This window comes from Streptosporangium nanhuense, assembly GCF_059358815.1.
The window spans coordinates 228913-248851 of the sequence record NZ_JCADBG010000001.1 but is presented as its reverse complement, the minus strand read 5'-3'; the positions used below and the strand labels follow the sequence as shown (position 1 = coordinate 248851).

Annotated in this window: 14 protein-coding genes; 5 read left to right on the top strand and 9 right to left on the bottom strand. The window is 71.3% G+C overall.

Annotated features, from left to right (window positions below):
• Nucleotides 1–77: 77 nt before the first annotated feature.
• Nucleotides 78–4088: a PQQ-dependent sugar dehydrogenase gene (locus AC5L38_RS01010; protein ID WP_495240807.1), complete on the top strand. Its 4011-nt coding sequence runs from the start codon at nt 78–80 to the stop codon at nt 4086–4088.
• Nucleotides 4089–4193: 105 nt separating this feature from the next.
• Here AC5L38_RS01010 and AC5L38_RS01005 read toward each other — a convergent pair whose 3' ends face one another.
• On the bottom strand, nt 4194–5084 hold the full coding sequence (locus tag AC5L38_RS01005) for a pirin family protein (RefSeq protein ID WP_495240806.1): 891 nt from the start codon (nt 5082–5084) through the stop codon (nt 4194–4196).
• An 83-nt stretch (nt 5085–5167) separates the two neighbouring features.
• Here AC5L38_RS01005 and AC5L38_RS01000 point away from each other — a divergent pair, with 83 nt between their 5' ends.
• Nucleotides 5168–5512 carry a winged helix-turn-helix transcriptional regulator gene (locus tag AC5L38_RS01000; protein ID WP_495240805.1) on the top strand — a complete coding sequence of 115 codons (345 nt, stop codon included), beginning with the start codon at nt 5168–5170 and terminating at the stop codon, nt 5510–5512.
• A gap of 326 nt (nt 5513–5838) precedes the next feature.
• The gene (locus AC5L38_RS00995) at nt 5839–6570 is read left to right on the top strand and encodes a hypothetical protein (RefSeq protein WP_495240804.1); all 732 of its coding nucleotides are present in this window, start codon (nt 5839–5841) and stop codon (nt 6568–6570) included.
• 203 nt (nt 6571–6773) lie between these two features.
• Here the strand turns inward: AC5L38_RS00995 and AC5L38_RS00990 are convergent, their stop codons facing one another.
• The 8 genes from AC5L38_RS00990 to AC5L38_RS00955 form a co-directional block, all read right to left on the bottom strand.
• Nucleotides 6774–8204 (bottom strand): WD40 repeat domain-containing protein, encoded by a 1431-nt coding sequence (locus tag AC5L38_RS00990; protein ID WP_495240803.1) that lies wholly within the window; start codon nt 8202–8204, stop codon nt 6774–6776.
• Nucleotides 8205–8212: 8 nt separating this feature from the next.
• The gene (locus AC5L38_RS00985) at nt 8213–9436 is read right to left on the bottom strand and encodes a hypothetical protein (protein WP_495240802.1); all 1224 of its coding nucleotides are present in this window, start codon (nt 9434–9436) and stop codon (nt 8213–8215) included.
• 707 nt (nt 9437–10143) lie between these two features.
• Nucleotides 10144–12534, bottom strand: a complete 2391-nt coding sequence (gene cutA / locus AC5L38_RS00980) for an aerobic carbon-monoxide dehydrogenase large subunit (RefSeq protein ID WP_495240801.1) — start codon at nt 12532–12534, stop codon at nt 10144–10146.
• Between the two features lie 130 nt (nt 12535–12664).
• Nucleotides 12665–13141, bottom strand: coding sequence for a (2Fe-2S)-binding protein (locus tag AC5L38_RS00975; RefSeq protein ID WP_495240800.1), 477 nt, complete (start codon nt 13139–13141; stop codon nt 12665–12667).
• The gene (locus AC5L38_RS00970; RefSeq protein ID WP_495240799.1) at nt 13134–14003 is read right to left on the bottom strand and encodes an FAD binding domain-containing protein; all 870 of its coding nucleotides are present in this window, start codon (nt 14001–14003) and stop codon (nt 13134–13136) included. Before AC5L38_RS00970 ends, AC5L38_RS00975 begins: the two co-directional genes overlap by 8 nt.
• On the bottom strand, nt 14000–15379 hold the full coding sequence (locus AC5L38_RS00965) for a uracil-xanthine permease family protein (protein WP_495240798.1): 1380 nt from the start codon (nt 15377–15379) through the stop codon (nt 14000–14002). The genes AC5L38_RS00970 and AC5L38_RS00965 overlap by 4 nt, the downstream gene beginning before the upstream one ends.
• Before the next feature lie 233 nt (nt 15380–15612).
• On the bottom strand, nt 15613–15828 hold the full coding sequence (locus tag AC5L38_RS00960; RefSeq protein ID WP_495240797.1) for an RNA-binding S4 domain-containing protein: 216 nt from the start codon (nt 15826–15828) through the stop codon (nt 15613–15615).
• Between the two features lie 53 nt (nt 15829–15881).
• The gene (locus AC5L38_RS00955; RefSeq protein ID WP_495240796.1) at nt 15882–17444 is read right to left on the bottom strand and encodes a PucR family transcriptional regulator; all 1563 of its coding nucleotides are present in this window, start codon (nt 17442–17444) and stop codon (nt 15882–15884) included.
• Nucleotides 17445–17633: 189 nt separating this feature from the next.
• Between AC5L38_RS00955 and AC5L38_RS00950 the strand changes: the two genes are divergently transcribed.
• The gene (locus tag AC5L38_RS00950; protein WP_495240795.1) at nt 17634–18527 is read left to right on the top strand and encodes an oxamate carbamoyltransferase subunit AllH family protein; all 894 of its coding nucleotides are present in this window, start codon (nt 17634–17636) and stop codon (nt 18525–18527) included.
• On the top strand, nt 18514–19917 hold the full coding sequence (locus tag AC5L38_RS00945) for an AllF/FdrA family protein (protein WP_495240794.1): 1404 nt from the start codon (nt 18514–18516) through the stop codon (nt 19915–19917). The genes AC5L38_RS00950 and AC5L38_RS00945 overlap by 14 nt, the downstream gene beginning before the upstream one ends.
• Nucleotides 19918–19939 lie beyond the last annotated feature (22 nt).

The window sequence follows — 19939 nt, the reverse complement described above, 5'->3', positions numbered from 1 at the left end:
GGTTAACATCTGCGCAGGCCCGAACGTAAGCGCTTTCGCAAGCGCTTACGGATCGCTCACCCCCCGAGAGGATCCGGATGCCCGCTCCGCCCACCCCCCTCCGCCGACTGCTGTCACCGGTGCTCGCCCTGGTCACCGGCCTGGGGTTCGCGCTGGTCGCCACGGCCCCGGCCACCGCGGCCACCGCAGCCCCGGCCACCGTGGCGGCACCCCCCTGTCCCGCCCTCTGCGCCCTGGCCACCTTCGACGACTACGACAACGGCAGCCTGCGCTCGCAGGGAACCTGGCACGTCAACACCCCCGGCGCCGCCGACGGCGCCCTCGCGGGCGACGCGGTGCCGGCGGGTTTCTCCGGCAAGACCCTGATCAACAAGCTCGACGCCAGCTCCCAGCCGGTCCGCTACCGGGGCAACGCCTACGCCACCCTGGGCGACCTCGCCATCGCCGAGGGCGCCACCGGCACCCTCTTCCTGGAGTTCGCCGCCGACGACCTGGCCAGGACCGACGTCAGCCTGGGCCTGAGCGCCGACGAGTCCCCCGGGCTGGGCTTCGACACCACCGGCGACGAGCTCGACCTGGACGACTACGCCGTACAGGTGCGCTTCGACGAGCGGGGTCTCGTCATCAGGGACGGGAGTCAGGACCGCGTCGCCGACAACGTCACCATCGTCCCCGGCGCGGTCCACCGGATCTGGGCCGTGGTCGACACCGCGGCCGACAGCTACCGCGTGCACGTCGCCGCGCCGGGCGGACAGCCGGTGCGGGCCGCCGCGGGCGGCGACGACACCTTCGCCTTCCGGACCGGCGGCTCGGCCCCGCTCGCCACCTTCCTGCACCTGAACGACCCGGAGGACCCGCCGAGTGGGGTGTCCTACGTCGACAACATCCACCTCAACCCCGACGCCGCCACCCTGGACGACCCCACCCCCGCCTTCGACCAGGTCCTCGACCTGGAGGGCTACACCGCGGGCGCGCTGAACGGCCAGGACGGCTGGACCACCTCGGGCGCGGCCGTCGCCGTCGCCGCCGACCCGAGGCGGGCCGGGAACCAGGCGATCCGGATGACCGGCCCGAACCTGCGGGCGCACCGGGCGGTCCCCGCCATCGCGCCGGGCGCGAGCGGCACGCTGTTCTTCCGCTTCCAGCGGACCGGCAACGTCGACACCAGCGCCGGGCTGACCGACGCGGACGCGCCCGCCGCATTCGGCGACTTCGAGGTGCAGGCCAACAACCAGAACTCCGCCACGCTGAACGCCCGCGACCGGGGCGCCTTCGCCGCCGCGGGCACCTGGGCGCCCGACACCTGGCAGTGCGTGTGGCTGGTCGCCGACAACACGACCGACACCTTCGCGATGTACAGCAGGGGCGGCCCGTACGCGGTCACCACCCGGCTGCCGGCGGGCACCGAGCGGCGCTTCGGCTTCCGCAACGGCACCGCCGAGGCGCTGGACCGGTTCGCCGCGATCAACGGCGCGAACAGCACCGCAGCCCTCTACTTCGACGACATCGCGGTCGACACCGGCGGGGTCAACCTGCGGGTGCCCGGCGGCGCCGCCGACGCCTGCGGCGTGACCGACACGAGCGACCTGCCGCTGCCCGACCCGCTGCCCGGCGACCCCGTCGTCACCGGCCTCGGCGTCACCTTGCGGGAGTTCGTCACCATCCCCGCCAGCAACGCCACCGCGCCCCGGGCCCGCATCAACTACGCCGGTGAGATCCCCGACGGCTCCGGCCGGCTCTACGTGCCCGACCTGAACGGCAAGATGTACCTCGTCGTGAACGGCGCCCCGGCGCAGTTCCTCGACGTCGCCGCCGCCTTCCCCGACTTCCGGCTCAACCCCAACCTCGGGACCGGCTTCGGCTTCGTCACCTTCCACCCCGACTACCGGACCAACGGGAAGTTCTACACCGTCCACTCCGAGGCGGGCCCGGCGCTGACCACGAAGACGCCTCACCTGCCGTACCCGTCCGGCACCTCCGTGCACAACGTGATCACCGAGTGGACCGCGACGAACCCGGCCGCGAACGCCTTCGCCGGCACCAGGCGCGAGGTCCTCAGGCTCGGCTTCGACACCTTCCTGCACGGCGTGCAGGAGATCGGCTTCAACCCGACCGCCGAGGCCGGGGACGCCGACCGTACCCTCCTCTACCTCGCCCTGGGCGACGGCGAGGAGACGCCGAACTTCACCACCGGGCCGCAGAACCTGGGCGTGCCGCAGGGCAAGATCCTGCGCATCGACCCGGCGGGCACCGGCGGACCCGGCGGCGGGTACGGCGTGCCGCCCGGCAACCCCTTCGTCGGCCGGGCGGGCGCGCTCGGCGAGATCTACGCCTACGGCCTGCGCAACCCGCACCGGTTCAGCTGGGACCCGGCCACCGGGAAGATGTACGTCGGCATGATCGGCGAGGTCAACATCGACTCGGTCTACGAGGTGCGGCCGGGCGACAACTTCGGCTGGAACGAGCGCGAGGGCGCCTTCCTGTTCAAGAAGTCCGACCCGACCAACGTCTACCCCCTGCCCGCCGACGACGCGAGGTACGGCTACACCTACCCGGTGATCAGCTACGACCACGACACCGGCAACGCGCTGGTCGGCGGCTTCGTCTACCGGGGCGAGGCGGTGCCGGAGCTCACCGGCAAGTACGTCTACGGCGACATCGTCAGCGGCCGGATCTTCTACTCCGAGGTCGCGGAGATGGTCCGGGGCGCCAAGCTCGCCACGGTCAAGGAGCTGACGCTGTTCGACGCGGCCGAACAGAAGGTGACGATGCGGCAGCTGGCCGGCAACGACCGGGTCGACTTCCGCCTGGGCGTCGACGGCGACGGCGAGCTGCTCGTCCTGTCCAAGGCCAACGGCAAGATCTGGCGGGTCACCCGGCCCCCTCAGCACGCCGACTGCGCCGTGGGCACCGCGAAGGTCACCGGCACCGCCGCCCAGGCGAGCTGGGCCCCGCGCACCGCCGCCAAGTGGCGCTTCCCCGGCGACGAGGTGATCCTGGCCGAGGCGGGGACGGCTCCTACCGGACCGCGCCGCCCGTTCGAGTACGCCGTGCTCACCAAGGGCCCGGTCTTCGGATCGGTGCAGATCGACGCCGAGGTCAGGCTGGACGAGAGCGTGAGCGTCGACAACCGGGACGTGATCGTCGTCTTCGGCCACCGGTCCGACACGGAGTACTACTACGTCCACCTGTCACAGGACAACACCATCTACCCGCACAACGGCATCTTCGTGGTGAACAACGCCGACCGGCTCCGTATCGACGACCAGTGGACCGGCACGGTCGGCGCTGCCCCCGCGGTGACCGACGCCGACTGGCACCGGGTCCGCGTCCGGCACTGCGCCGGCACGGGCGAGATCGCGGTCTACGTGGACGGCTCGGCGACCCCGCTGATGACGGCCACCGACGAGACCTTCGCCTCCGGCCGGACCGGCTTCGGCTCGTTCGACAACTTCGGCCGTACCAGGGACTTCTCCGCCACCGGCACCGACCTCACCCCGAACCGGGCCCCGGCCGTCGAGGCCGTGGCCGACCGGACCGCGACGCTCGGCACCGAGCTGACCGTCGCGGTGAGCACCTCCGACCCCGACGGGGACACCCTCACCCACACGCTCGGCCAGGCACCGGAGGGAGCCGTGATCGACGCCGCGACCGGCACGGTGAGATGGACGCCGTCCACCGCGCCCGCGACCCCGGTGCCGTTCGAGGTGACGGTCTCCGACGGGGAGCTCTCGGCGAAGGCGGCCTTCTCCGTCACGGTCGTCGACCCGAGGCTCCACTGCGAGGGGCTCAGGGCCACGATCGTCGGCACCTCCGGAAAGGACGTCCTGCGCGGCACCTCCGGCAGGGACGTGATCGTCGGCCTGGGCGGCGACGACCTCGTCCACACCCTCGGCGGTGACGACGTCGTCTGCGGCGGCGAGGGCACCGACGTCGTCCACGGCGGCACCGGCGCCGACCGCCTCCACGGCGGGACGGGCTCCGACATCCTGTACGGCGGCTCCGGTGACGACACCCTGTACCGCGACCGCAGGACCGACCTGCTCATCGGCGGGACGGGCTCCGACACCCTCACCTCCGAGCCGTGACCCGTTTTCCGGCGAAGTGATCGGAAGCGCGGTGCGGGGATCCCCCGCACCGCGCTCCCGTGGCGGCGTCGCCACGCCCGTTCGCCGGGCGGCGGCCTCGGCCGGTCACGTGCCGGCGGGCAGGCGTGTGTGCCGGGGGACCTTGCCGAACTTGCCGGAGTGGAAGTCGCGGTAGGCCTGTTCGATCTCGGCGCGGGTGTTCATCACGAAGGGGCCGCTGGCGAACACGGACTCGCCGATGGGCCGCCCGGCGAACAGCATCACCCTGGTCTGCTCGTCACCGTCGCCGGTGGCCAGGGTCAGCGTGGTCGCCTCGCCCTGCCGGGACACCGGATCGGACCAGGCGATCTGCCCGGCCCGCACGGTCCGGCCGGCGACCGTCAGCCGGCCCGAGATCACGTACGCGAACGCGCGCTGGTCCCCGTCGAGCAGCTGCCGGTACTCTGTCCTCGGGTCGAGCGTGATCACCATGCCCAGGATCGGCCAGTGGGTGAGCGCCGGCCCGTTCGCCGCCCCGGTCTCCCCCGAGATCAGCTGGACCAGCACACCGTCCTCGGTGTGCACGGCGTGCATGCCGGCCCGCAGGTCCTGGTAGCGGGTGGGTACCAGCTTCTTGTCCGCCGGCAGGTTGACCCACATCTGGATGATGTGAGCCCGCTCCGAGGGCGCGGCGACCTCGCGGTGGATGATGCCCCGCCCCGCGGTCATCCACTGCACGTCCCCCGCCCCGAGCACACCGGCGTTGCCCATGCTGTCGCCGTGCTCCAGGGCCCCGTCCAGGATCAGGGTCACGGTCTCCATCCCACGGTGCGGATGCCAGTCGAACCCCGGCTGGTTGACCAGCTCCTCCCCCATCACCAGGAACGGATCGGTCCAGGCGTTGTCGCCCGGTGCGATGATCATCGCGCTGTGATCGGACATCGCGGTCGCCCCGATGTCCACCTTGTCGAGAACCCGGTCCACCTTCCGGCTCACCGGCGCGCTTTGAGTGGTCATGACGCCCCCTTTCGTGGGTCCTCAAAGCATCCATCCGCCGATCCGGGTTGGCAAAAGACACCAAAGTTACTTACATTTGGGAAGTGACTAATCCGCCCATCGCTCCGGTCGACGAGGAGCAGTGCCACCGCATCCTGCGCGCGATCGACATCATCGGGGTGCGCTGGACCGGGCCGATCCTGCTCGCCGCGGCCCGTGGCGCCCGCCGGTTCAAGGAGTACCGCGCCCTGGTGCCGGGCGTCTCGGATCCGCAGCTCACGCTGCGGCTCAAGCAACTCCAGGACCGCGGGCTCATCGAACGCACGGTGATCCCCAGCATGCCGGTCCAGATCACGTACGCCCTCACGCCCGACGCCGAGGAGCTGATCTCCGCCCTTCAACCCCTGTCGCGCTGGAGCGAGCGACACCTCCCGCCCGCCGACGCGTGACCCGGACGGCTCCCCGCCGCCCTCGCTCTTCTCTCTGAGGCGGACGGGCAACGTCTGGTGACCCTGCGCGGTGTCGACCCGGCCATGACCCCGCCGAAGTACTGGCCGTCTCCGGGGTGGACGGCTGCTCGGGCTCGCCGACGACGGCGACCAGGTGGGAACGCTCGAATCGGTCCCGGTCCGGGCGTACGGGGGTCGGCGTCGTGACTCACGGGCCGACCGCCCTTCTTCTCGCGGGTGGCGGCCTGATTCCTCTGATGCAAGGTCCGCCCGGCCGGTCGAGTGGAAGACTCGGTTGGAACGTGACGACCTCAGGAGTTCAAGGCATGGCGACAGATGCCCTCGGCGAACCGGTTCCGGCAGCAGCCGTACGTGAACAGCGCATCCTCGACCTCCTGGACAGGGCGATCGGTGTGCAGAGCCCGCTGGTACGCAAGAACATCGCCCGGGCCCGCCAGCGAAACCCAGAGGCGACACCCGCACAGGTGATCCGCAATCTGGAGCGAATGTACGTCAGCGCCTTGACCGGGACGGGTGCCGCGGTCGGAGGAGCCGCAGCTGCGCCCGGCGTCGGCACGGGAGTCGCGCTGGCACTGTCGGCAGGCGAGGCTCTCTCGTCCCTTGAACTGAGCACCCTCTTCGCGCTCTCGATCGCCGAGGTCCACGGAGTCCCCATCGACGAGATCGAGCGCCGCCGAACGATCGTGATGGGAATCATGCTCGGCGGGACCGGCTCCGCCACCATTGCCAGGGTCGCCGAGCGTACGGGGCAGCACTGGGGACGTCAAGTTGTCGCCAAGGTGCCTGTCGAGACGTTGCGTCAGATCAACAAGATCCTGGGAAGGAACTTCGTCACGAAGTACGGGACCAAGCAGGGAATTGTCGTTCTCGGCCGAGTGGCACCGTTCGGCATCGGCGCTGTGATCGGTGGCGGTGCCAACGCCGCCATCGCCACTCTGACCGTGAGGGCCGGCCGTCGCGCGTTCGGCCCACCCCCGACGTCGTGGCCGTGGCCGACGCCCAGCACACCGCCAACGTCCGAGAGCTCGCATGGCTGACCCTCGGTGCGCCGAAGGGCGTCGAGCACCCGCATCCGCCGCCGGAGTCGACGGCACCCACACTGCGATCCAGGGAACTCCACAGGCCCGTCACGGAGAGCGCCGGCGACACCGACGTCGGCGATCGCCCCTGACAGGAAGATCCCACAGATGACGATCTTGTCGGCCGACCACTGAAGCATCCGAGTGTTTCCGAAGGCACGTCATATGTTGCACTCGGTCTTCCATTTGGTACGTGCGCCGTCGCCGCACAGGTACGGGTTGCCGTCGCCGGTCGAAGACCTCACGCGCAGTACGCCGGTGTCCACGCGTTCGAGGACGAATGAGTCGCCCTTGCGGGGATGGCCGTTCGCGACATGGCCGGACACCCCCTGGCCCGCCTCGTTCCTGTAGACCACGTCGGCCACCGTGGCGGCCAGACCGCGCGGGTCCATCGTGAAGGTGAGTTCGGCGTGTCCCGTGCACATGCCACCCGCGTTCGGGCAGGGGCCCGCGTTCCACACCTGGGTGCCACGCAGGTCCGAACCGATGGTCAGGACCAGGCCGTGCACCTGCCATCTGCCGACGAACGGCAGGTGACTGCTGTCGCGCCCGCGCGGCAACTCGACCGTGCCGTCGTCGCGGACGACGAGGATCTCGTGTGGGGTACGCACCGTGATGAACCCCTCGGCCGTATCGAGCGCCGGTGTCGTCTCGTCGTACGGCAAGGTCATCGACCACGTCCGGCGCATGTCCGGACGGGCCAACCCCTCGATCAGGGTGCTCCTGGGCTGCTCGCCGACATACTGGTCGGTGGCCACGAACACCCGCGTCCCATCGTGGCTGAAGCCGAGACCGGCCGCGGGCTGCTCGGGAACGGGCCAACTCGCGATCTGCCGCTTCGTGCCGACGTCCACGATCACACCGAGCTTCGTGGCAGTGTTCAGCCACGCCCACGCGACCATGTGCGCCCCGTCGCTGGACAGGCTGCCGATCACGGCGGAGAAGTCCACGTCGATCGCCTCGGGTGCGGCGGGTGGAGCCCACCGCACCCAGTACCCGCCGGCCAGCGCGACGGCGGTACGCCCGTCGGGGGCGAACCCGAGAAAGGTATGCCCTTCGGCCTGCGGCAGCCCACTCGCGTCGAAAGTCGTGCGCCTGCGGGTGTTCAGGTCGTACATGACCGTGGAGAACGAGCCGGCGAGCAGCAACCGATCACCGGCGCGATTGAAGAACAACCCGTTTCCCGAAGCGGGCAGCCGGGCGATCCGCCGGCCGGAGCCGACGTCCCACAAGGTGGCTCGCTCTGTTCCGTCGGAGGCGGCCAGTTTGGCTCCGTCTCGCGACAGCTCCAGCACTTCCACCTCGCCTTCCGGCCGGAATCGGACCACCTCGCGCCGGGTCGCCAGATCCCACACCACGATCAGGTCCGAGCCGTACGCGACGGCGGCCTTGCCGCCTCGGACCTCCGTTCTCGTGGGCGGGGAGACGTACTGCCGACCGATCGCAACGGGAGTCCGCAGGATCGTGTGCAGTTGCCGGGCGAACAGGACGGGGGCCGACGAGGTCCGGATCGGTGACGGAGTGGGCGCCGTGCTGCAGGCGCCGCACAGCGCCAGCACCAAGGCGATGACGGGCGCCGTAGTACGCGACATGGCTTCTCCTATTTGCGAGGGATCAGCGTCGGTTCCCCGGTGTCGGAGTAGAGGTAGTAACTGGCGTACGCGCTGGTGTCGCGGACTGCCACGGAGGATCTCGAGCCGTCCGCGTAGGCGGTCACGGCCAGCGTGAAGCCGTCCCGGTCCACCGTGAGGGACTTCACGGCTCCACCCGTGCTGTACTCGACGACGATGTCGAAGACACACGAGTTGCGAAGCGTGCGCGCCTCCACGGAGACGGGTACCTGCTCGTTGTACGCGAGGGAGATCGATTTGCCGCGGAAATAGTCCGCGCTCCTGGTGCCGATGGGTGCGTAGACCTGCGCACGCGGGTTGGGCCGGTCGAGATCGAAGGCGAGCCTGGGGGTGTCCTGTGGCCCCGCCCCCGGCTGGCGGCGCAGCAACGTTCCGGTCAGTGGCGGTGAGCAGCGCGACTTCAACCACATGCCGGTGACGGTGACGCCGCCTCTGGTGGTGCCGACGAGCATCACGCTCACCGGGAGCAGGAGTGGATCGACCGCCCCACGCGCTCGCATGGCCCGGTCGTCGCCTTCCAGACCGGCGATCTCCTTCGCCTGCGAGGGGGTGAACACCTTCTTGTCGGCAAAGACCCAGTCGCTGCCCTGTAGCGATGACTCGCGCCCCACCCCCAGAACGCGTGCGGTGAGAGCGGGCCCGCTCACGACCACGGGCTGGGAGCGGAGCATCTCGAACGCACCGGAACCGGCCAGGAGGACGACCGCGGCGACGCCGGACGCGATCCGGCGTGACCTGCCCATCCATCTTCTGGTCAGCAGGCGGTGAGTGATCAAGGCCAACAAGCCGGAGGCGATGACCAGCAGCGCCCACAGGAAGGAGTTGGTCTCGTATTCGGTGGCGAAATTGACCAGAACGCCGATGGCGATGGTCAGAAAAGCGGCGATGATCTCCAAGGTGATATTCGTGACGCGTCCTGAGACGTTTTCGTTCCGTGGAATCTGCTGATACGCGTCAGCCCATGCCTCCACCGTCTCATCGACATCGTCCGGAGCCACACCGCCGGCGAGCAGGCAGGCGCGCACGCCGCTGAGGACCAGCTCTCGAGACGGCGTCGCCAGCCGTTTGTCGCCGAACAACTGCCAGGGAGCGCCCAGCTCAGGTACCAGTTCGCGCAGCACGCCGTGCTTTGGCCGACCGGCCCACGTGTGCAGGTCCGCGAGCCGGTCGCGCAGTTCGGTCCAGCCGTCCACTCCGTGCGGGCTGGGTGGTGACACCCGTTGTCTCATGGCACCCCTATTGCGTCTGCGTCTACCTTCTTGTATCTCACGAAAAGGAAGTGCCACTCCCGAAAGTTACCTACTGGAAATGCTTTCCGCCTATCGCAAGTCATCATTTTAAGGTGATATATGATGAAATGAGATATCTTTTTGCGCAGAAAAACGACAAAATGGTCATCCGCGAGACGGCCGTTCCGTCGCGACGGCAGGTGCGTCCTGCCCTCGGCGCATTTCAGCACCCTGGCCGGGATCCGCGCCCGGCGGGCCGTCACGCCGGAGGCCGCCTGCCGGGCCGACCCTGACGGTTCTGCGGGAGACCGGCCCCATCCGCGGTTGCCGCCACAGCGTGGATCAACGGTTCCAGCAAACGAGAGAGGCGGGTACGGAACAACTGACACAACCGTGTCTCACCGAACTTGACGAGTTCCGCAGCGGATCGACCGGATCAATTCCGTCTGCGAGGAGATGGCCGACGACACGGTCCGGTGTTTCCTGAAGGTCAGGGGCTCGCTCGAAGACCGCTTCGCCGTCGGCGTCGTCCAACCGGGCCGCGTCAAGGCCGTGCGGAAGGCGGAGGCCGCGGAAACCCTGCCGACGACGTCTGCTGGTGTACATGAGCGGGTCGCCATCAGGCCGGGCCGAGAAGACCCGGCCCTCGGGAGCCATGACGACGCCGGAGGTCAGCCCGTGGCCGCCCGGCGCAGGTCGAACAGGTCCGACGGGGAGATCGGCATCCTGTCGATCCTGATCCCCTCCGCGTCCTCGATCGCCGAGGCGATCACCGCCGAGACCGGGATCACCCCGGCTTCCCCCGCGCCCTTGATGCCCAGCGGGTTGAGCGGGGACGGCGTCTCCAGGTGGGCGGTCTCGATGTGGGGCACCTCGGTGGCGTACGGCATCAGGAAGTCCATGAAGGAGGCGTTCAGCAGCTGGCCGTGGCCGTCGTAGACCATCTTCTCGTACAGGGCCCCGCCGACGCCCTGGGCGACCCCGCCGTGGATCTGGCCCTCGACGATCATCGGGTTGATGAGCTTTCCGCAGTCGTGGACGACGGCGTAGCGCAGGATGCGGATCTCGGCGGTGAGCGGGTCGGTCTCGACGACGGCCGCGTGCATGCCGGAGGCGAAGGTCGAGCGGATCGGCGAGTAGTAGTCGCGGCCCTCCAGCCCCGGCTCCTCCCCCTCGGCCACCGGCGGCCGGTCGTAGGACGCGGCGCCCGCGAACTGGGTGGCCCTGGCCGCCTCCTCGTCGAAGGCGTAGCGCAGCGGGTTGGACAGCACCGCCACGGTCGCCAGCGGGATCGAGGCGCCGGGGGTGCCCGCCACCCGCACCTCCCCGTCGACGATCTCCAGGTCGCGGGGGTCGGCCTCCAGCGCGTCGGCGGCGATCCGCAGGGCCTTCTCCTTCACCTTCCTGCAGGCCAGCGCGATCGCGTTGCCGCTCATCACCGCGGCGCGCGAGGCGAACGTGCCGACCGCGTAGCCGAACCTGCGGGTGTCGCCGGTGACGACCGAGACCCGCTCCATCGGCACGCCCAGCTCGGACGCGGCGATCTGCGCGAACACCGTCTCGTGGCCCTGTCCCTGCGAGGTGAGGCCGGTGGAGACGTGCACCCGGCCGTCGGAGGTGATCTGGACGTGCCCTCCCTCGTACGGGCCGACGCCGGTGCCCTCGACGTAGCAGCCGACGCCGATCCCGATCGTGCGGCCCTCCTCGGCGGCGCGGGCCTTCATCGCGGGGAAGTCGTCCCAGCCGATCAGCTCCTTGAGCATCCGCAGCGATTCGGGGTAGTCGCCGCTGTCGTAGATCAGCGGGCGGCCGTCCTGGAAGATCAGGCCCTGGTCGTAGGGGAACTCGTCGGGCTGGATGAAGTTGATCGCGCGCACCGCCGTGCGATCTGCACCGAGATGCTCGGCGATGTGGTCCATGGTGCGCTCCATGCAGAACACCCCCTGGGGGCGGCCCGCCCCGCGGTACGGGGTGACCTGCACGGTGTTGGTGTAGATCGAGGAGAACTCGACCCGGTAGGCGCCGATCCGGTAGGGGCCGAGCAGCTGGGTGGAGGTGATGATCGGCACGATGATCCCGTACGGCGTGTAGGCACCGTGGTCGTGCAGGATCTCGACGTCCAGGCCCAGCACCCGGCCCTCGTCGTCGAAGCCGACCCGGACCGACTGCACCTGGGCCCGCTCGTGCGCGGAGGAGACGAAGTGCTCGCGCCGGTCCTCGGTCCACTTGACCTCGTGGCCGAGCGTCATCGCCGCCCACGGGACCAGGATCTCCTCCGGCCACGGGTGGACGATCTTCACGCCGAAGCCGCCGCCCACGTCGGGGGCGATCACCTCGACCTTCGGCAGCGGCAGGCCGAGCTTGGCCGCGATGGCCATGCGGACGCTGGTGGAGGTCTGGGTGCTGGAGTGCACGCGCAGCGAGTGGTCGTCGGCGTCCCAGCGGGCGTGCACGCCGCGTCCCTCAAGCGGCATGGACGCGCTGCGCTCGATGTCGAGCCGGAAGGACAGCGTGTGCGGCGCGGCGTCGATGGCCTCGCGCGCGCCGAGCCCGGCGGCCGAGGGCACCTCCTGGACCAGGTGCGCGCCGACGTTGCCGGGCACGCCCTCGTGGACGAGCTGGGCCGACTGCGCGGCCTCCTCCACGCCGACCACCGGCTTGAGGACCTCGTAGTCGACCCGGATGAGCGCGCAGGCGTCCTCGGCGAGGTAGCGGTCGCGGGCGACGACCATCACGACGGGCTCGCCGACGTGCCTGACGGTCTCGCGGGCCAGCGGGTACGCGGTGCGGCCGTGGGTGAGCGCCGGGTGCGGGATGAGCAGCGGCAGCGGCTCGGCGAGCGCGCCGGGCAGGTCCTCCCAGGTGTAGATCGCCACCAGACCGTCGACCTCGATGGCGGCCGAGACGTCGATGTCGCGGATCCTGGCGTGGGCGTGCGGGGAGCGGACGAACGCCGCCTCCAGCGACCCGGCTCCCAGGTCGTCGACGTAGAGGCCCTTGCCGGTCAGCAGTCTGGGGTCCTCGCGCCGGACGACCGGCTCGCCGAACAGTTTCGTGGTCATGATCGCCTCACCTGACGGCCCGCCGGGACGTGTCCGCCGCCTCGTCCACCCGGGTGTCCGCCATGCCCGTGCGGGGATTCCCCTGGCCCGTGCGGGGATTCGGCGGCTGCGAAGCACCCGCTGTACCCGCTCACGGCTCCTCCGCCATGATCTCGGCCGCGCGGTGGACGGACTTGACGATGTTCTGGTAGCCCGTGCACCGGCACAGGTTGCCGGAGATGCCCTCCAGCACCTCCTCGTCGGTCGGCGCCGGGTTGTCGCGCAGCAGCGCGGTCACCGTGCACAGGAAGCCGGGGGTGCAGAAGCCGCACTGCAGGCCGTGGCACTCGGCGAAGGCCCGCTGCACCGGCGAGAGCGTGCCGTCGCCGCCGGCGAGCCCCTCGACGGTGGTGATCTCGCGCCCGTCCACGGTGACCGCGAACGTCAGGCAGGAGCGGACGGGCTCGCCGTCCAGCAGCACCGTGCAGCACCCGCAGACCCCGTGCTCGCACCCGACGTGCGTGCCGGTCAGCCCGAGGTCGTGCCGCAGGCAGTCGGACAGCAGCCGCCGCGCCGGGACCTCGGCCTGCCGGAGCACCCCGTTGACGGTCAGCGTGATCTCATGCATCCGCGGCCTCCCTGGCGGCGTCACGGAGTGCCTGCTCGGTGAGGACTCCGGCGAGGTGCCGCCGGTAGGCGGCGGTCGCGTGGATGTCGGTCTCGGGATCGACCCGTTCCCGTACGAGCCGGGCCGCCGAGGCCCAGTCGGCCGAGGCGGCCGGGCGGTGGCCGACGGCCTCGGTGACGTCGACGAGCAGCGGGACGAGGGCGAGGCTCACGCACGCCACCGTGGCAGAGGTGATCCTCAGGTCGTCGTCCAGGACGACCAGCGCCGCGATCCCGGCGAGGGCGTAGTCGCCGTGCCGCCGGGCGACCTCGCGGAACGCGGTGCCCGAACGCGGGGGCGGCGCGGGGAAGAACGCGGAGACGGCCAGCTCGCCCGGGGCGACCGCCGACTCCAGCGGGCCGGTGAAGAAGTCATCCGCGCCGACGTCCCTGACGGTGCCGGGCCGCGCCAGCCGTACCGAACCCCTCAGCAGGGTCAGCACGGCGGGCAGCTCGGCGGCGGGGTCGGCGTGGGCCAGGCTGCCGACCACGGTCCCCCGGTTGCGGATCACCGGGTGGGCCACCAGCCGGAGCGCCTGGCGCAGCAGCGGCTGGGCGGCGGCGACCCGCTCGTGCCGTTCCACCTGGGCGTGCCTGGCCAGCGCGCCGACCCGGACGCCCTGCGGTCCGACGTCGACGAACGCCAGCTCCGGCAGCCGGTTGATGTCGACCAGGTGGGCGGGGGCGGCCAGCCGCATGTTCAGCAGCGGGATCAGGCTCTGCCCCCCGGCGAGCACCTTGCCGTGCTCCCCGGCCCCGGCGAGGGCGTCGAGCGCCTCGCCGAGGGAGCGGGGTGCGTGGTAGTCGAACGGGGGTGGCTTCACCCGGCGGCCTCTCGTTGTGACTCGGACACCTCTGCCGGACCGGTGCCGCCCCGCCCCGCGATGACCCGGAGCAGGTGGTATCCGGCCACCACCACGATGGTGCCGAGGGCGATGCCCTCCAGCTTGAAGTCCGAACCGATCATATGCGTGACCGGTCCGATCGCGAGGATGATCCCCGCCCCGATCGGGACGAGGTTGACGGGGTCGGCGAAGTCGACCCGGTTCTCGACCCAGATCTTCGCGCCGAGCAGGCCGATCATGCCGTACAGGATGACGGTGATGCCGCCGAGCACGCCGCCCGGCGTGGCCGCGACCAGCTCTCCGAACTTGGGACAGAGGCCGAACAGGATCGCGATGACGGCGGCGATGTAGTAGGCGGCCGTCGAGTAGACGCGGGTGGCGGCCATCACGCCGATGTTCTCGGCGTAGGTGGTGGTCGGGGAGCCGCCGAAGGCACTGGCGACGACGGTGGCGGCGCCGTCGGCGGCGACCGCCCGGCCCATGTACGGGTCGACGTCGGTCTTGGTCATCTCGCCGACGGCCTTGACGTGGCCGACGTTCTCGGCGAACAGCGCGATCGCGGCCGGTAGCACCAGCAGCACGGCGGAGAACCTGACGTCGGGAAGGTGCGTGCTCGGCAGGCCGAACCAGTCGGCCGACGCCACCTTGTCGAAGTTCACCCTGGGGTGCGTGTCGACCGCGCCGGTGCCGGCGTTGAAGGCGGTGATGTTCCCGAAGACCCTGTCGGCCACCCAGGAGAGGACGAAGCCGATGACCAGGCCGAGCAGGATGCCGATCCTGCCGAGGAAGCCCCTGAAGAGCCCGATGATCACCAACGTCACGACCATCGTGATCAGCGCGATCCACTGGTCCTGCTTCCAGTAGACGTCGGCGACCACGTACGCCAGGCCGAAGCCGATCAGCATGACGACGGCGCCGGTGACGACCGGCGGGAAGATCCGGTGGATCACCCCCACGCCCAGGAAGTGCACGGCCACGCCAAGCAGCGCGAGGACCAGGCCGACGACCAGGATGGCGCCGGTGACGATCGCGTCCACGGCGGGGGTGTCGCCGCCGAAGAGTCCCCGGATGGAGGCCACACCGGCCACGAACGACGCGCTGGTCCCGAGGTAGCTGGGGACCTTCCCCTTCACGATGAGCAGGAACATGATCGTTCCGACGCCCGAGAACATGATGGCGACGTTGGGGTCGAGTCCCATCACCAGGGGGAAGACGAAGGTCGCGCCGAACATCGCCACGACGTGCTGCGCCCCGAACCCGACCATCCGCGGCCACGACAGCCGCTCGTCGGGTCTGACCACCTCTCCCGGGGCGAGTGTCCTGCCGTCGCCGTGTTTCGTCCAACCTGCAACCATCGAGCCCCACCTTTCACCGGGCCGTCGGTCGGTGAACCACCCCGCGGGCTTCCCTCCGGCGAATCCCCTTACAGCTGTTGCGGGCACGTTAGGACGGAAGGCATGCCCTTACACCGTCATGATCTGCCAAATCTGAGCGGCCGACCAGTGGACACCTCGCGCACGGCCCACCTACCCGCCCGGTGAGGATCGCGTACGCCGCGCCCGCCGGCCCGGCTCGTGGACGACGCGCCCTACTTCGCGACCACGTGGATCTCGAAGCCGTCGCCGGTCACCAGCTGACCGTCGCGGATCTTGCAGGTCTTGCGGAGCTCGACCTCCCCGTCCACCAGCACGTTGCCGTCGGCGATGAAGTGCTTGGCCTGCCCGCCCGTCTCGGTGACGCCGCAGTATTTGAGCAGGTCGCACAGCGGGATGTACTCGGTGTCCAGCTCGAAGGTCTCGTTCACGCCGACCAGCTTAGATCCCGCGTACACGCCGGACACATCCCGAGGTGAGCCCGTCAGATCCCGCGCATCCGCAGGACGTGCAGCGCGAGGGTGAGGTTCAGGCGCAGGTGGGCGTCCTCGGTGAAGCCGCCGAGCATGCGCTCCAGCTTGCCGATCCGGTAGCGCAGCGTGTTGTAGTGGAAGTGCAGCCTGCGCGCCGTCTCGGCCACGTTGAGGTTGGTCTCCAGCAGCACCTGCAGCGTACGGCGCAGGTCGGCGTTCTCCGCGTCGTCGTCGGAGGCGAGCGGGCCGAGGGTCTCGCGGACGAAGGCGTGCAGCTCGGCGGTGTCGTTGACCAGGGACAGCAGCCGGTAGACGCCGAGCTGGTCGAAGTGCGCGACCGCGCCGTTGCCGTGGAGCTGGCGGCCCACCCGCGCGGCCTTCAGCGCCTGGCCGTACGCCTCGGGCAGCGCCTCGGCCCCGACGGCGACGCGGCTGGCGCCGGTGGAGAAGGTGGCGGGCAGGGACTCGGCGAAGGCCGCGGCCGCGTCCTTGGCCAGGCGGCCCGCGTCGACGGACGCGTCCACGACGGTGACGACCTCGTGGGAGAACCCGGCCACCGCGCCGCGCGCGTCGTGGCGGCGCATCGCGCCGGTCCAGCAGGTGACCAGGCGGTCCTGGGCGGCCCGCTCGTCGCCCTCGGGGTCGAGCTCGGCCACCAGCACGGTGACCGGGCGCTGCAGGTCCCAGCCGAAGGCCCTGGCCCGGGAGGCGACCCGCTCGGAGCCCCCCGCCCTGCCGGTGAGCACGTCGCGCAGGAAGTCGGCGCGGTACTTGCTCTCGACGGCGTTGACCGCCTCCTGCCGGGTCACCACCAGCGCGGCGACCGTAGCGGCACGTTCCAGAATGCCGACGTCGCCGTCACCGATGGACCCGACCGGGCCGCAGGCGACCATCCTGCCGTGGTGGTGGCCGCCCGCCACGACCGGCACCGAGGTGTGGCGCCCCTCGGGGGCGTCACGCAGCGTGGCCACGTGCTCGACGGGCCCGGCCGCGGCCAGCACGTGCCCCGTCCCGTCCAGCACGGCCACCCCCACGCCCAGCAGCCCGGCGACCTCGGCGGTCACCTCGCGCAGCCCGCCCCCGGCGAGCACGACCTGGACCAGCGCGCGGTGGGCCTCCTCGGCCCTGGCCAGCACGGCGGCCTGGCGGTTGAGGATGTCGGTCAGGACCTGGTTGAGGATGTCGTCGAAGCCGACGTTGTCGGGAAGCTGGATCAGCGGGAAGCCCAGCCGGTCGGCCTGCTCCACCATCTCCTCGGGCAGCTCGTCGAGGTACCGGCCGAGCTTGATGGCGAGCGCGGCCAGGCCGCGCTCGTCGAGGTCGGCCACCAGCCTGCCGAGCGACTGGGGGGTGTTGCGCAGCGGGTAGCCGGTGGTGAGCAGCAGCTCGTGCGGCTTGACCCAGGCCAGGACGTCGGGCACCTCCATCACGTTGAGGCGCTGCACGACGCGGTCCAGGCCCCGCTCCCCCGCGATCAGCCGGGCTCCCGCCAGTGTCGAGACGCCGAGGACCTCGCCGACGGCGACGCCATGGATGATCGTTCCGGTGCTCGCCGGGCGCACGGGGGGTTCCATGAGGTGATTGTGACTGATGGACACGTCTGTCAGGAAGAGCCAACCTTTGGGCAGACTGTTGGCAGCTTTCTCCGTACGGCCTGTGTCCACGCCCGTTCTACCGTCTGCTCAATGGATGGGGGAGTCCGTGAGCGAGCGAACCGCTGGAGAGAGCACCTTCACACCCACCGGGCCGGCCGAGGAGCGCTCATGAGCGTTGGAACGCACCCAAGGGCGCGGCGCGTGCACGTACGGACGCACAGGACCGGCGCGGCCAGCACCGCCCTGCGCCAGATGCTGGAGGCGCCCCGCCGCCCGGCGCGGGTGCTGGCGGCCTTCCCCGCCGGCGTCTACCTTGAGGTACGCACCGAGCTGGAACCGCAGGTCATCGCGGTGGTGACCGGGGAGGCCACCCGCCTGCCCAACGCCATGGTGGTCACCGGCCCGATGCCGAAGGTCGCGGTGGGCGACGAGGCGTCCGTCGGCGACGGCTCGATCGACATCGGGCGGCTCAGCCTGCGGGCCCACCGCTGGTGGAACCCGGCCCCGCCGCTCGGCGCCGTGGACGCGGCGCGGCTGGCCCGCTCGCTGCCGGCGATGGCGGAGCTGTGCGAGCGGTCGCCGAGGCGTCCCGGGCTGGAGGGCAACGGCGCGGCCGCGCTGCTGGCCCAGGGTTGCGCCGAGGGCTCGCTGCTCAAGAGCGTGGTGGCGGCCGAGCAGCTCGTCGGCCTGGGTCCCGGGCTCACGCCGAGCGGCGACGACGTGCTCGCGGGGCTGCTGGTCGCGCTGCGCCACCTGGGCGGGGCGACGGGGGCGGGCCGGGCCGTCTGGCTGGCCGACTGGCTGGCCGCGGCGGTCACCTTCGACGTGCGTGGCAGGACCACCCCCATCTCGGCGGCGCTGCTGCACTGCGCCGCCCGGGGCGAGGCCAGCGGCGAGGTGCTGGCCGTGCTGCGGGGCGTGGCGGGACGGCAGTCCCTGGAGCCGGCGCTGCACCGCCTCCTGCAGCTGGGTCACACCTCCGGGGCGGACCTGGCGTGGGGGCTGCGGATCGGGCTCGCGGCGGTGATCGATCTGGAAGGCGGGGGCGATGGCGAGTACTGATGTGGTCCGGACGCGCACGGGGGTCTACCACGACTCCGTGAGCCTGATGCGGGTCAGCCGCGCGGCGTCCGCGCTGCCCGGCGTGGAGGTCGCGGTGGTGGCGATGGCCACCGAGCTCAACCTCGCGATCGCCGCCGAGCTGGGGTTCGGCCTTCCCCGGGCGAACCCCGCCGACCTGCTGATCGCGCTGCGCGGCGAGGCGGACGCGCTGGAGGCCGCGTCCGCGGAACTCGACGGGCTGCTGGCCGCGCTGTCGGCCCCGTCCGCGGGCGGTGGCGGCGGCGCCGAGCGCCCCCCGCGCACCGTCCGCGCCGCGGCCCGCGAGCGCGCCGCCACCCTGGCCCTGGTCTCGGTGCCGGGCCCGTACGCGTTCGCCGAGGCGCTGGACGCGGTCGAGGCGGGCCTGTCCGTGATGATCTTCAGTGACAACGTTCCGGTCGAGCAGGAGGTGCTGCTCAAGAGGCGCGCCGCCGAGCGCGGCGTGCTGGTCATGGGCCCCGACTGCGGCACCGCGGTGGTCGGCGGGGCGGGTCTGGGCTTCGCGAACGTCCTGAGGCCGGGCCCGGTCGGGCTGGTGGCCGCCTCGGGGACCGGCGCCCAGCAGGTGACCTGCCTGCTCGACCTGGCCGGGGTGGGGGTGTCCCACGTGCTGGGGGTGGGCGGGCGCGACCTGTCCTCGGAGGTGGGCGGGCTGTCCACCCTGCGGGCCCTGGAGTCCCTCGACGCCGACCCCGCCACCGAGCTGATCGTCCTGATCTCCAAGCCCCCGGCCCCCGAGGTCGCGCGGGCCGTCGAGGAGGCCGTCGCGAGACTCGGCACGCCGGTCGTGACCGCGCTGCTGGGGCCCGGCCGGCAGGACCTGACCTCGGTGACCGAGGCCGCCCTGCGCGCCCTCGGCGTCCCGGTCCCCGCCTGGCCCTCCTGGCCCGCCCCCGGAACGACCGATGTGCCTCCGGGGGGAAACGTGCGGGGGATCTACTCGGGCGGGACGCTGTGCGTGGAGGCGCGGCTCATCGCCGGGACCGGCGAGTTCACCGACTTCGGCGACGACGCCTACACGGTCGGCCGGGCCCACCCGATGATCGACCCGACGCTCCGCCTGGAGGCCCTGGCGGAGGTGCCGCCCGGCGACGTCGTCCTGCTCGACGTGGTGCTCGGACACGGCGCCGACCCCGACCCCGCCGCCAGGCTCGCGCCCGCGATCGCCGAGGCCGTCGCGAGAGGGGTCACGGCGGTGGTCGCGCTGGTCGGCTCCGAGGGCGACCCGCAGGGGCTGGCCGCGCAGGCCGGGGCCCTGAACGCGGCGGGCGCCACGGTGTTCACGTCCAACGCCGAGGCCGCCGGGTACGCCGCGAGGGCGGCCACCGGGATCGCCGCGAACGCCCGTTGACCGTTCGCCCGGAACGGGTTCC